Here is a 13,123-nt window from a genome sequence, read left to right on the forward strand (position 1 = left end):
CGGAGGTGAGGATCACGTAGGTGTCCGGGCCGACTTGGTTGAGCAGCCGGCGCAGCCTCCGGTCGGCTAGCTAGACCAGCAGCTCGCGAACGATCTGGTGGACCACGTCGTAGCCGTGCTCGGTGAGGATCGACTCCGCGTGGAACTGGATGCCCTTGTAGTGCGGGCCGGTGAGCACGTGGATGTCGCCGGACTCGGGGTCCGCCTCCACGCTCACCCCGGCGGGCAGGGCTCGCCCGTCGGTCCGTCCCACGAACGTGTTGTAGAAGCCGACCCGCTCGACCCGGCCGTCGATCTCGACCGGCGACTGGGTGCCCTGGAACACGATGTCCTTGAAGTGCAGCGGGATGTCGAGCCCGCGGCACAGCGTCTGGTGGCCGAGGCAGACGGCGAGGAAGGGCCGCCCGTTCGCCAGGAGCCTGTCGATCGCCTTCCGGAAACGCTGCATCTTCGGGTCGTCGCCGTCGCGCGGGTCGCCGGGTCCGGGGCCGACGATGACGAGGTCGTACGCCGTCAGCCCGTCGAGGAGAGCGTCGTCGATCGCCTCATGTCGCACGACCTCTGACTCGAGTCCGAGAACGCCCAGCACGTGGCAGAGCATGTTGACGAAGTCATCCTCGCCGTCGAGCACGACCACCCGCTTGCCCCGCAACCGCGGGTCCGGGGGCGCCCCCGCCTGGTCGGTCAGCCAGAAGGTGCTGAGGCGGGCGTTGCGCGCACCGAGCGCGATCAGCACGTCCTCGTCGGCGGTGAGCTCGGCGAGGTCGACGTCCGGCACCGGGGCGGGGTCGACCAGCCCGAAGGCCGACAGGATGCCCCCGGCCTTCGCATGCGTCTCGGCCACCTCGTACGCCGCGTCGGAGTCGCGCACCAGGGTCGCACCCGCGGTCACCTTGAGCCTGCCGTCGAGGTCGACGTCGGCGGTGCGGATGACGATCGGGCTGTCGAGCATCGGCTCGCCGTCGGGCTCACGACCGAAGAGGGCCAGGGCGGCGCCGTAGTAGCCGCGGCCCTCTGTCTCGTACTGCTTGATCAGCCGACAGGCGTTCTCGACGGGACTGCCGGTCACCGTGGCGGCGTACATCGTGTCGCGCAGCACCTCGCGCACGTCGCGGCGGCTGCGACCGGCGAGGAGGTACTCGGTGTGGATCAGGTGCGTCATCGGCTTCAGGAAGGGACCCAGCACCTGGCCGCCCTCGTGGCAGATGTCGCACATCATCTTGAGCTCTTCGTCGACGACCATGAAGAGCTCGTAGATCTCCTTCTCGTCACGCAGGAACTGCAGCAGCCGGCGGCGGGTGCCGCGCTCGTCTCCCGCGGTGGGGCGGAGGCGGAAGGTGCCGGAGATGGGGTTCATCCGGACGTCGCCGCCGCGCACCGACACGTGTCGCTCTGGGCTGGCGCCCACCAGGTAGCGGTCGCCGGTGAAGAAGACGTAGGTCCAGTAGGCGCCGTGCTCGCGCTCCAGCAGGCGACGGAAGACCGTGAGCGCCTGGTCGTCGCCCCACTCGGCGAGCTGCGCCCGGTAGTGCCGCCCGACCACCAGGTTGGCGCCCTCCCCCTGGCCGATCTCGTCGCGGATGATCGCGTCGACGACCTTCGCGTAGGCGTCGTCGTCGGTCTCGAAGCCCCCGCGGTCGGCGAACTCGACCGGCACCGGCTCGATCGCGGCGATCACGTCGGCCACCGAGAACTCGTGCTCGACCTCGACGTCCACCACCGTCAGCGGGGCCCCGTCGTCGTGCGCCTCGAAGCCGCGCTCGGCCACCTGCCGGAACGGCACCGCCACCAGGCGGTCGGCCATGTGCCCGGCCTCCGGCTCCCCCGCCTCGAGCGGGATGTCGAGCACGGACTCGGCGACCCAGCGCCGTCCGCCGATGATGCCGACGGTGTCGCGGTCCCCCGCCCGGGTGCTGCGCCGGATGATCGCCCACGCGTCCTTGGTCCGCACCTCGTCGATGGCGGCCCTGATGGCGTCGATCTGCGCGGACATGCGGGCAGCCTAGATCGGCCGCGTCACGGGCCGGTCACGCGTCCACCGGGCTGCCTAGCGAAGGATGGTGAGCAGCTGGGTCGCGCGGGTGAGCACGACGTAGAGCGTGGCCCGGCCGGTGGTGGACTCCTGCTCGATCTCGTCGGGGCGCACCACGACGATGCCGTCGAACTCGAGACCCTTGGTGTCGACGCCGGTCAGCACGACGATCCGGTCCACGCCGGACGGGGGGACCGAGGAGTCCACGGCGGCGCGGGCGCCGCGCGCGTCGTCCGCGAACTCCGGCCACGAGGCCAGCCACGCGTTGACCATCGACCTGCGCGCGACGGGGACGACGATGCCGACCGTGCCACTCACCTGGCCGGCCACGTCGGCGACCGCCGCCCGGGTCGCCCCCTCGAGGTCGCCGCCGCTGTCCACCTCGCGGGGGGCGACGCCGGTCGAACGGACGGCGGTGGGGAGGTCGGCGTCGAGGCCGACGCGTTCGGCGTACGCCGCGGCGTACTCGTAGATCTCGGAGGAGTTGCGGTAGTTGGTCGAGAGGTGGAAGGCGTGCACGTCCTTGCCGTCCAGCGCCGTCGCGCGCGCCGCGTCCGCCTCGGCCCGGTCGGGCCACGACGACTGCGCGGGGTCGCCGACGATCGTCCACGAGGCGGTCCGGCCGCGCCGGCCGACCATCCGCCACTGCATGGGCGTGAGGTCCTGCGCCTCGTCGATGAGCACGTGCGCGAAGCCGTCGTCCTCGATGCGGTGCGTCGGCGGGGCCCAGGCCCGGCCGGACGGCGCGTACTCGCGGTCGGCGGCGGTGGTGAGCTCCTGCAGGTCGACGGCCTGGGACACGTCGTCGAGGGGGTGGTCGTCGTCGTGCCGCTCGGGGACGTCACCCAACGCGTAGCGCAGCTCGTCGACCAACGGCACGTCCTCGACCGACAACGCGCCGTCGGCCCACGACTTCACCAGGAGGCGCTGGTCCTCGGTGGAGACGACGCCGTCACCGACCCGGGCGAGGACCTCGGGGTCGCGCAGCCAGCCGAGCACGTCCTGAGCGGTCAACGGCGGCCACCACGAGGACGCGAAGTCGACGAAGGCCTGCTGCGAGAGGAGCTCCTCGTCGAAGGAGTCACGACCGCGCTCGCGCCCGCGCTCGCCGCGGACCTGCCGCCAGAGCGCGTCGAGCAGCGTCCGGGCGACCCGGGGCAGCTGGCGGTTGCGTGCGCCGTGGCTCATCAGCTGACGACGCAGCTGGGACAGCGCCCGGCGGTCCAGGGTCAGCACGTCGTCGCGGTAGAAGTAGCGGAACTCCTCCGGGCCGCCCGGCACCGGCTGGCGAGCGGCACGCCGCATCAGCTCGGCCATCCGCGCCCGGCCCTTCACGTCGGCGACGGCCGGCTCGTCGTGGCGCACGGCCTTGACGCCGTCGACGACCTCGCCGAGCGAGCGGAGCGCGACCGCGGTCTCCCCGAGGCTCGGGAGCACGCGCTCGATGTAGCGCATGAAGACGCCCGACGGGCCGACCACGAGGACACCGCCGCCTTCGTAGCGCCGGCGGTCGGTGTAGAGGAGGTACGCCGCCCGGTGCAGCGCGACGACGGTCTTGCCGGTGCCGGGGCCGCCGGAGATCGACGTGACGCCCTTGCCCGGAGCTCGGATCGCCTTGTCCTGCTCGGCCTGGATGGTCGCCACGATCGAGTGCATGGAGCGGTCGCGGGCCCGCGACAGCTGCGCCATCAGGGCGCCCTCGCCGATGATCGGGAGCCGCTCGGCAGCGGCGTTCCCGGCGTCGAGCAGCTCGTCCTCGACGCCGACGACCTGGGGGCCGGAGGAGCGCAGCACCCGGCGGCGTACGACGTTGTGCGGCTCGGCCGCGGTGGCTTGGTAGAACACCGCGGCAGCCGGCGCCCGCCAGTCGATCAGGAGCGAGTCGCGCTGGTCGTCGCGCAGCCCGATGCGGCCGATGTAGCGGGGCTCGCTGTCGACGGACTCGTCGAGGTCGAGGCGGCCGAAGACCAGGCCCTCGTGGGCGGCGTCGAGCTGGGCGATCCGGCGCGCGGCCTGGTAGACGATGGCGTCGCGCTCGACCAGGCCACCCTCGTGGCCGAGGTGGCCGCGGCTGTGACCTTCACGGGCCAGCTCCTGCGCCGCCGAGGCGGACTTGTCCAGCTGCACGTAGACCCGGTCGACGAACTCCTGCTCCGTCTGGATCTCGCGCTCGGCGATGTGGTCGGTCAACGACGCGTTCCTTCTCCCCCGAAATGCTCACTCCAGGGATTGATCCGCTGTCGGACCCGGAGTGGTTCTGGCAAGTCTCCAAGCCTACAGCGGGGGGGTCGGCGTCACCGCTTCTTGGTCAAGAAGGCGGTCATCGCCGCGCGCGCCTCGTCGGAGGCGAAGAGCCGGGCGCTCAGGGTGGCCATCTCCTCGCCGTGCGCGTCGATGCGGGCGAGCAGGTCGCGGTTGAGGATCCGCTTCGACTCGCGCAGGCCCTGAGGAGCGCCGGTGGCGAGCTCGCCGCAGGTGCGGGCCACCTCGTCGTTCAGCTCGGAGCGCGGCACCGACGTGGTGATGAGGCCGTACGCCGCCGCCTTCACGCCGGTGAACGACGCTCCCCCCAACGTGGTCACCGCGGCCGCGCGCGGGTGCATCCGGTGGTGGACGGTGAGCGAGATGATCGCGGCGGCCAGCCCGAGCTTGACCTCGGTGAGCGCGAACGTGACGTCGTCGGCCGCGATCGCGATGTCCGCGGCCGCGACGATGCCGCCCGCCCGGACCGGGCCCTGCACCCGCGCGACCACCGGTTTGCCCATGGCCACGATCAGCCGCTGCAGCGCCACGATCCGGCGGGCGCCCTCCTCCATCCCGTCGGCGGTCGCCTCGGTCAGGTCGGCACCGGAGCAAAACACCGTGCCCGTCGCCTGGACCAGCACCACCCGCACGGCCGGGTCGGCCTCGGCCCTCTCGAGGTGGGCGTGCAGCTCCGCGACCAGCTGCCTGCTCAGCGCGTTGCGGTTGTGCGGGGAGTCCAGGGTGATGGTCGCCACCTGGTCCCAGACCTGGAGGTGCACCAGCTCCGGGTCCCGCGCCGTGACGTCGCCGGAGGCCCCTGGTGCAGATCCCTCTGATGAATCCGTCGTCATGGCCGACATCCTCCCCCAGCAGGCATCCGCAGGGGTCCCCCGCTCCGAACCACCCACCATGAGAAGACTGCTGTTCGCGTCCTACGGCGTGCTCGCCACCCTGGTCGGCATGGCCGCCGGCCACCTGGTCGCCGCGCTGCTGAACCCGGCCGCGTCGCCCGTGCTCGCCGTCGGGTCGACGGTCATCGACCTGACCCCGACACCGGTCAAGGAGTTCGCGGTCGCGCAGTTCGGGACCGCGGACAAGCCGATCCTCATCGGGAGCGTGCTGCTGGGCACGCTCGTCCTGGCCGGGATCGCGGGCGTGCTGGCGCAGCGCTCGTTCGTCCTGGGTGCCGCCCTCCTGCTGGCCCTCGTCGGGCTGGCAGGAGCGGCGGCCCTGGCCCGGCCGACCGCCAGCGTGGTCGACGCCGCGCCGGCGATCGCGGCCGCCGCCGTCGGACTCGGCGCGCTGGCCCTGCTGACGGGCGGGGTGCAGACGGGGTCTCGACTGAGCTCGACCAGCGGCGAACCCGGTGGTCGAGCAGCGAGCGAAGCGAGCGATCAGTCGAGACCACGCCGCCGTAGCGTCCTCCTCCTCGGCGCGGGCGCCGTGGCGATGGGCGCAGCGGGTCAGTGGATCGGCCGCGTCCGCAGCCGGATCACGGCCGTCGACCTGCCGGCTGCGACGGACACGGCCGGGCCCTTCCCGAAGGGCCTCGAGAGCCGGTACGACGGCATCTCGCCCCTGCGTACCCCGACCAGCGACTTCTACCGGGTCGACACCCGGCTCGTGGTCCCGACCGTGGGTGTCGACGACTGGACCCTGACCATCGACGGAGACGTCGAGAAGGAGCTGACCTTCACCTTCGACGAGCTCTCGGCGATGCCGCTGATCGAGCGCGACATCACCCTCAACTGCGTCAGCAACTCCGTCGGCGGCCCTTACATCAGCAGCGCCCGCTGGCTCGGCGTCCGCCTCACTGACCTCCTGGAGATGGCCGGTGTCGGCGGCGGTCCAGGATCAAGACGGGCCGACCAGATCCTGTCGACCGACGTCGACGGCTTCACCATCTCGACCCCGCTCGAGGTCGCCACCGACGGCCGCGACGCCATGGTCGTGCTCGGCATGAACGGCGGCCCGCTCCCCCGTGAGCGCGGCTTCCCCTGTCGTCTCCTGACACCCGGCCTCTACGGCTACGTCGGGGCCACCAAGTGGCTCACCAAGCTCACGCTGACGACGTACGAGGAGCAGACGGCGTACTGGACCGAGCGCGACTGGGCGATCGACGCGCCCGTGAAGATCGCCAGCCGCGTGGACACGCCCAAGGCGCTGGCCAGCCTCGACGCGGGGAAGGTCGTCATCGGCGGCGTGGCCTGGGCGCAGCGCCGCGGCATCGCGAAGGTCGAGGTCAGCATCGACGACGGCGACTGGCAGGTGGCCGAGCTCGGCCCGAAGGTCACCGTCGACTACTGGCGCCAGTGGTACCTCGAGTGGGACGCCACGTCCGGCCGCCACGACATCGCCGTGCGCGCCACCACGGAGGACGGCGAGGTGCAGACCGAGGACCGCGCCGACCCGTTCCCCGACGGTGCGTCCGGGTGGCAGTCGATCGCGGTGATCGTCGCCTGACCGGCGACCGCAAAGCCCGGACAAACCTTTTACGAAAAGTACCCATCCGGCCGCCCGACGGCACCGAATCACTCCGTGAAAGAAGCCGCCACCCGCCGGTGGCAGCCCCAGATCGCATCACCCCTCGAAAGGGACAACGACCATGAAGCGCACCACCTTGCACCGCACGGCCGGCCTCGCTGCGCTGGTCCTCACGGCCTCGCTCAGCCTCTCTGCGTGCGGCTCCGACGAGCCTGACGCCGCCGACGACACCACCACCTCGGAGTCCTCGGCGCCGATGGACGAGGAGACGCCGGAGGAGACCCCGATGGAGGAGGAGTCCGACGACATGGGCGACGCCGACCCGGCCGCCCAGACCTTCGGTCCCGCCTGTGGCGAGGTTCCCGCCGACGGCGCCGGCTCCTTCGTCGGCATGGCCACCGAGCCCGTCGCCAACGCGGCGAGCGCCAACCCGCTGCTCTCGACCCTGGTCGCCGCGGTCACCGCCGCCGACCTCGTCGACACGCTGAACTCCGCTGACGGGATCACCGTCTTCGCGCCGGCCAACCCGGCCTTCGACGCCTTCTCCAAGAAGCAGCTCAACGGTCTGCTCAAGGACAAGGAGACGCTCACCAAGGTGCTCACCCACCACGTCGTCGCCGGCCAGCTGTCGCCGGACGACCTCGCCGGGGAGCACGAGACCCTCGCGGGCGACATGCTGACCGTCGAGGGCGAGGGTGAGGACTTCACCGTCGGCACCGAGGGCGCGGCCGTGCTGTGCGGCAACGTCCCCACCGCCAACGCCACGGTCTACATCATCGACACCGTCCTGATGCCGTCCTGATCGACGACTACCCGGTCGACACGTTGATCAGTCAGGATTGCTGACATGCCAGGCCTCACGCCCGTCCCCTCCGGAACCCCGGAGGGGACGGGCGCGCCCGACACCTCTGCGACCGACGCGAACGGGCAGCTCGCCGAGCTGCTGCGCCGGTCGGCGCGCGGAGACCAGCAGGCGTTCGCCGAGCTGTACGACGCCACGTCGGCGCGGGTGCACGGACTCGTGCTGAGGGTCGTCCGCGATCCCGCGCAGGCCGAGGAGGTCACCCAGGAGGCGTTCCTGGAGATCTGGCGCACCGCCGCCAGGTTCGACTCCGACCGAGGAAGCGCGGTCTCCTGGCTGCTCACCCTGGGTCACCGCAAGGCCGTCGACCGGGTCCGCTCGGCCGAGGCCAGCACGAGACGCGACACCAAGTACCACGACACGAACCACCAGGTCGCCCACGACGAGACCGCCGACGCGGTGACCACGACGCTCGAAGCACAACGAGTACGCCACGCCATGCAGCAGCTCACCGAGGCCCAACGAGAAGCGATCGGCCTGGCGTACTTCGGGGGATACACGCACACGGAGGTGGCCACCATGCTCGATCTACCGGTCGGCACGGCCAAGACCCGCATCCGAGATGGACTGATCCGGCTGCGCGACGCGATGGGAGTTGGGCAATGACCGAGCACGCCGTCCACCTGCTCTCGGGTGCGTACGCCGTCGGGGCGCTCGACGACTTCGAACGAGCCCGCTTCGAGGCACACCTCGAGACCTGCGCCGACTGCCGTCAGGAGGTCGCCGGGCTGCTCGAGACGACCGCCCTCCTCGCCGAGACCACCGCCGTCGCACCACCGGCCCACGTCCGTGACGCGGTGCTCGCCGGTATCGCCACCGTGCGGCCACTGCCGCCGGTCATCGAGAAGACCGCTGCAGGCTCCACCCCGGGGGCCCGGAGGGCCTCCGGCCGCCGTTGGTTTCCCGCTGTGGTCGCGGCGGCCGTCCTCACCGTGGTCGGGGTAGGCGTCGCCGTCACCCAGCCCTGGGCAGACGACACGACGTCACAACGACAGATCAGCGCCGCCGACCAGATCATCGGCGCGTCCGACGTGGAGATGGTCAACCTCGACCTCGAGGGCGGCGGGCACGCCACCGTCTACCGCTCCAAGGAGCACGGCCGCGCCGTCATCGTCACGAAGGACATGCCGGCCGCGCCGGACGGCAAGGTCTACGAGCTCTGGCTCCAGCGCGGCGCCGAGATGGTGGCCGCCGGCCTGATGCCCGACCGCGCCGACCAGACGTTCGTCCTCGAGGGCGATGCCACCGACGCCATCGGCGTGGGCATCACGATCGAGCCCGAGGGCGGGTCGGAGGAGCCGAGCCTGCCGCCCGTCGCGCTCATCGAGCTCGCGTGACGTCCCACCGTCCTCGCCGGGTCGCGGTCGTCGGCTCGGGAGTCGCGGGACTGACCTCGGCGTACGTGCTCTCGCGCCCCGACAACGACGTGCACGTCACGCTCTACGAGGCCGACGACCGGTTGGGCGGCCACGCCGACACCCACGAGGTCGCGACGCCCGACGGATCGCTCGCGATCGACACCGGGTTCATCGTGCACAACGAGCGCACCTACCCCGTGCTGCTGCGGCTCTTCGCCGAGCTCGGGGTCGCGACGCAGGACTCCGAGATGTCGATGTCGATCAGCGACCGCGGCACGGGGCTCGAGTGGGCAGGCGCCCTCGGCCGCCGTGGCGTCCTCCCGACCTGGGGCCACCTCGCCGATCCGGCGTACCTGCGGATGCTCGTCGCCATCCCGCGCTTCCACCGGCGTGCTCGCCGAGCACTCGCCGACGACCGGCCCGACACGACGCTGCGGGAGTTCCTGCGCGCCGGCAGGTTCACGCCCCACTTCACCCGCCACTTCATGGAGCCGCTGGTCGCCGCGGTCTGGTCGTGCGATCCCGACGTCGCGCTCGACTACCCGGCGCACTACCTCTTCGCCTTCCTCGAGCACCACGGGATGCTCGGCGTCTTCGGCTCACCGTCGTGGCGCACGGTGACGGGTGGCTCGCGTGAGTACGTCGCCCGCGTCGCCGAGCACCTCCACGACGTGCGGCTCGGCACCAAGGTCACGTCCGTCGCCGAGACACCCGGCGGTGTCGAGGTCACCGACGGCAACGGCGATGTCTCGTCCTACGACGCCGCCGTGATCGCCACGCACCCCGGACACGCGCTGACGATGCTCGCGTCGCCGACGCCGACCCAGCGCGCAGTGCTGGGCGCGATGCCGTACTCCGCCAACACCGCGCTGCTGCACACCGACACCTCCCTGCTGCCGCGCACCCGCAACGCCTGGGCGTCGTGGAACTTCCGGCGGCCCGCCGAGTCCGGAGCGGGAGAGGTCACCGTGACCTACGACCTGACCCGGCTGCAGCGACTGTCGACCGACACCCACTACCTCGTCACCCTCGGCGGCGACGACCTCGTCGACCCGGCGACGGTGATCGACCGGATGGAGTACGAGCACCCTCTCTACACGCCGGACTCGGTCGCCGCCCAGCGAAGGCTCCCGGAGATCGCCACCGACCGGGTGGTCTTCGCCGGCGCCTACCACGGCTGGGGCTTCCACGAGGACGGCGCGAGGTCCGGCCTCGCCGCCGCCGAGCAGCTCGGCGCACGGTGGCATTGCACCCCGGGGGCTGCTCCGGTGGTCGAGGAGGTCGCGCAGCGACCGTCACGAGAGCCCGCCACGCGCTACGACGTCGACATCAGGCACACCCGCCGCAAGCCCTTCGCGCGCGCCTTCAAGAACCGCTCGACGATGTGGCTGGTCGACCTCGACGACCTGCCCGACCACGGTCTCCTCGCGAGGTTCGAGGCGCGCGACCACCTGGGCGACCCGGGTCTCACGATCCGCGAGAACCTCGACGCCTTCCTGCACCAACACGGCGTCGAGCGCCCCACCCGCATCCTCATGGTCGCCAACGCACGGGCGTTCGGCTACTGCTTCAACCCGATCTCGGTTTTCTGGTGCTTGGACGCCAACGGTGAGCAGGCAGGTGTCGTGGTCGAGGTGCACAACACCTACGGTGACCGGCACGCCTATCTCGTGCACCCCGACCAGCAGGGTCGCGCCCGCACCGACAAGGCGATGTACGTCTCGCCGTTCCACGGCACCGACGGCAGCTACGAGCTCGCGGTCCCCGTGCCCAGCCGGGCTCCCGGTGGCTTGCGCGTCGCCGTTACTCTGCACACCGACGACGGAGCTGCGTTCAGCGCGTCCTTCACGGGCTCGCCCGCAGCCCCGTCGTCCGTGGGCCTGGTCAGGTCCGCCCCCGCCGCACTGCGCGGGGCGGCGCTGATCCGGGCGCACGGCATCTGGCTCTGGGTGCGGCGGCTCCCGGTGATCGACCGACCCGCCCACTCGCCCCAGAAGGGAGTCCAGTGACTCTCGCACCCAGCCGGCCATCGTCCCTGACCTGGCCCGGCCTCCACGTAGTCCCCACCGGTCCTCGCGCCCGCGTGTCCGGCCGGGTCGCCCGGCGCCTCTTCACCAGCGCGGTCTCCCGACTGCCGGTCAGCGTCCGCCTCGCCGGCGACGACCGCCCGCTCGGCCGCGGCGGCCCCGAGATGACCGTGCACGACCCCGACGAGTTCTTCGCCAGGATCGGGAGCGCCGGGCTGATCGGCTTCGGCGAGGCCTACCTCACCCAGGCCTGGGAGGCCGACGACCTCGGTGCCGTCCTCACGGTGCTGGCAGCCGAGCTGCCGCAGCTGGTGCCGGCGTCGCTGCAGCGGTTGCGGGCGGCGTACGTCGCCAGGCCACCGCGTCACCAGAAGAGCTCGGTGCGCAACGCGCAGGCCAACATCGGACACCACTACGACCTGTCGAACGACCTCTTCGAGACGTTCCTCGACGAGACGATGACCTACTCCTCGGCCCTCTTCGACGACTCCCACCCGGGTCTCGGCGCCGGCCTCGACCGCGAGGTGCTGAGGGAGGCGCAGGTCCGCAAGATCGAGCGGCTCCTCGACGCCACCGGTGTCGGCCGCGGCACGCGGCTGCTCGAGATCGGCACGGGCTGGGGAGAGCTGGCGATCCGCGCCGCCCGCCGCGGCGCGGTCGTCGACTCGGTCACGCTGTCGGTCGAGCAGCAGTCCCTGGCCAGGCAACGGATCGCCGCGGCTGCGGCCGACGGCTCCTTCGACGCCGGGCAGGTCTCGGTCGAGCTGCGCGACTACCGGCGGATCGGCGGCGGGCGCCGCTACGACGCCATCTGCTCGGTCGAGATGATCGAGGCCGTCGGCCACGACTACTGGGAGGACTACTTCCGGATCCTCGACCGGCTGCTCGCGCCCGGCGGGAAGGTCGGGCTCCAAGCGATCACGATGCCGCACGACCGGATGCTGGCGACCCGGCGTACCTACACGTGGATCAACAAGTACATCTTCCCCGGCGGCTTCCTGCCCTCGGTCGAGGCGATCGAGCAGATCACCCGCACCCGCACGTCGCTGCGCACGACGGACCGCCTCTCCTTCGGCGCGCACTACGCCGCGACGCTGCACGCCTGGGACGCCGCGTTCCTCGCCGCCCGGGACCGCGTCGCGGAGCTGGGCTTCGACGAGACCTTCGTGCGGATGTGGCACTTCTACCTCGAGTACTCCCGGGCCGGCTTCGCGTCGGGCTACCTCGACGTGCAGCAGATCGTGCTGGAGCGCGCCGCACGGTCCGGTTCTCGATGATGGGGCAGTGACCGACTCCCTGGCTGACTCCCTGGCTGACCTCGCCCTGGTCTCGGCCGGCGCGATGGCCATCGGGGTGCTCGGGATGCTCGTGACCGCCCTGGTCGCCATCCGCGTGCGCCGGATCTCGGTGGTCGACGTGACCTGGGGAGTGGCGCTGACCGCGACCGCGCTGTGGTGCTGGGTGTTCGCGCGCTCGAGCCTGACGCTGCTCGTCCTCGTGATGGTGGCGGTCTGGGGACTGCGGTTGTCCGGCTTCATGGTGGTGCGGTCGCGCGGGCACGGCGAGGACCCCCGCTACGAACGGCTCGTCGGCGCGGTGGGGTCGCCCGGCTGGTGGGGCCGCGCCACGCGCAAGGTGTTCGTGCTCCAGGGCGGCGCCGTCTGGTTCGTCTCGTGGCCGCTCCAGGCCGCGGCGCTCGCCGACGGGGTCGCGTGGACGTGGGCGGCGTACGCGGGCATCGCGGTCTTCCTGGTCGGCCTGTTCTTCGAGTGGGTCGGTGACCTGCAGCTGCAGCGCTACAAGGCGCTGCCTCGCGAGTCCCGGCCGCAGGTGCTCGACTCCGGTCTGTGGGCCTGGTCGCGGCATCCCAACTACTTCGGCGACGCGGCGGTGTGGTGGGGGATCTGGCTGGTCGCCGCCGTGAGCACCGGCTGGCTGCCCGCGCTGCTGACGGTGCCCGCGCCCCTCGCGATGACCTACTTCCTGGCCTACGCCACCGGCGCCCGCCCGCTGGAGCGGACAATGATGCAGCGTCCTGGCTACCCCGAGTACGCCGCTCGGGTGCCGATGCTGGTCCCACGCCCTCCTCGCCGTTCTGGGTCCCACGCGGCGTAAC

General features: G+C 71.7%; 10 protein-coding genes. 7 read left to right on the plus strand and 3 right to left on the minus strand.

The genetic code is table 11. From position 1 onward, the window contains the following. Positions 1 to 70: 70 nt before the first annotated feature. The 3 genes from ABD295_RS19960 to ABD295_RS19970 all read right to left on the minus strand — a co-directional run bounded on the left by ABD295_RS19960 (position 71) and on the right by ABD295_RS19970 (position 5,127). Positions 71 to 1,993 (minus strand): anthranilate synthase family protein, encoded by a 1,923-nt coding sequence (locus ABD295_RS19960; protein ID WP_344305601.1) that lies wholly within the window; start codon positions 1,991 to 1,993, stop codon positions 71 to 73. 54 nt (positions 1,994 to 2,047) lie between these two features. Continuing rightward, on the minus strand, positions 2,048 to 4,222 hold the full coding sequence (locus tag ABD295_RS19965; protein ID WP_344305602.1) for a HelD family protein: 2,175 nt from the start codon (positions 4,220 to 4,222) through the stop codon (positions 2,048 to 2,050). Positions 4,223 to 4,326: 104 nt separating this feature from the next. Beyond that, complete coding sequence (locus ABD295_RS19970) at positions 4,327 to 5,127, minus strand: enoyl-CoA hydratase-related protein (RefSeq protein WP_344305603.1); 801 nt, start codon at positions 5,125 to 5,127, stop codon at positions 4,327 to 4,329. Positions 5,128 to 5,185: 58 nt separating this feature from the next. On the opposite strand from ABD295_RS19970, the gene ABD295_RS19975 reads away from it, so the two are divergent. The 7 genes from ABD295_RS19975 to ABD295_RS20005 all read left to right on the plus strand — a co-directional run bounded on the left by ABD295_RS19975 (position 5,186) and on the right by ABD295_RS20005 (position 13,122). After that, positions 5,186 to 6,739, plus strand: a complete 1,554-nt coding sequence (locus ABD295_RS19975; protein WP_344305604.1) for a molybdopterin-dependent oxidoreductase — start codon at positions 5,186 to 5,188, stop codon at positions 6,737 to 6,739. A 142-nt stretch (positions 6,740 to 6,881) separates the two neighbouring features. Next, on the plus strand, positions 6,882 to 7,562 hold the full coding sequence (locus tag ABD295_RS19980) for a fasciclin domain-containing protein (RefSeq protein ID WP_344305605.1): 681 nt from the start codon (positions 6,882 to 6,884) through the stop codon (positions 7,560 to 7,562). A gap of 45 nt (positions 7,563 to 7,607) precedes the next feature. Continuing rightward, positions 7,608 to 8,228, plus strand: a complete 621-nt coding sequence (locus ABD295_RS19985; RefSeq protein WP_344305606.1) for a sigma-70 family RNA polymerase sigma factor — start codon at positions 7,608 to 7,610, stop codon at positions 8,226 to 8,228. Further along, the gene (locus ABD295_RS19990; protein WP_344305607.1) at positions 8,225 to 8,959 is read left to right on the plus strand and encodes an anti-sigma factor; all 735 of its coding nucleotides are present in this window, start codon (positions 8,225 to 8,227) and stop codon (positions 8,957 to 8,959) included. Before ABD295_RS19985 ends, ABD295_RS19990 begins: the two co-directional genes overlap by 4 nt. Next, the gene (locus tag ABD295_RS19995; RefSeq protein ID WP_344305608.1) at positions 8,956 to 10,989 is read left to right on the plus strand and encodes an FAD-dependent oxidoreductase; all 2,034 of its coding nucleotides are present in this window, start codon (positions 8,956 to 8,958) and stop codon (positions 10,987 to 10,989) included. The genes ABD295_RS19990 and ABD295_RS19995 overlap by 4 nt, the downstream gene beginning before the upstream one ends. Positions 10,990 to 11,063: 74 nt before the next feature. Then, positions 11,064 to 12,284, plus strand: a complete 1,221-nt coding sequence (locus ABD295_RS20000; protein WP_344305609.1) for a class I SAM-dependent methyltransferase — start codon at positions 11,064 to 11,066, stop codon at positions 12,282 to 12,284. A gap of 7 nt (positions 12,285 to 12,291) precedes the next feature. After that, positions 12,292 to 13,122 carry a DUF1295 domain-containing protein gene (locus ABD295_RS20005; protein WP_344305610.1) on the plus strand — a complete coding sequence of 277 codons (831 nt, stop codon included), beginning with the start codon at positions 12,292 to 12,294 and terminating at the stop codon, positions 13,120 to 13,122. Position 13,123 lies beyond the last annotated feature (1 nt).

The sequence above is a fragment of the Nocardioides bigeumensis genome, from assembly GCF_039531755.1.
GTDB lineage: Bacteria > Actinomycetota > Actinomycetes > Propionibacteriales > Nocardioidaceae > Nocardioides > Nocardioides bigeumensis.

What these genes read in the sequence shown, in the direction of transcription:
- ABD295_RS19980 (WP_344305605.1), top strand. Translation starts at nt 6,882, where the DNA reads ATGAAGCGCACCACCTTGCACCGCACGGCCGGCCTCGCTGCGCTGGTC.
- ABD295_RS19960 (WP_344305601.1), bottom strand. Translation starts at nt 1,993, where the DNA reads ATGTCCGCGCAGATCGACGCCATCAGGGCCGCCATCGACGAGGTGCGG.
- ABD295_RS19975 (WP_344305604.1), top strand. Translation starts at nt 5,186, where the DNA reads ATGAGAAGACTGCTGTTCGCGTCCTACGGCGTGCTCGCCACCCTGGTC.
- ABD295_RS19985 (WP_344305606.1), top strand. Translation starts at nt 7,608, where the DNA reads ATGCCAGGCCTCACGCCCGTCCCCTCCGGAACCCCGGAGGGGACGGGC.
- ABD295_RS19970 (WP_344305603.1), bottom strand. Translation starts at nt 5,127, where the DNA reads ATGACGACGGATTCATCAGAGGGATCTGCACCAGGGGCCTCCGGCGAC.
- ABD295_RS19990 (WP_344305607.1), top strand. Translation starts at nt 8,225, where the DNA reads ATGACCGAGCACGCCGTCCACCTGCTCTCGGGTGCGTACGCCGTCGGG.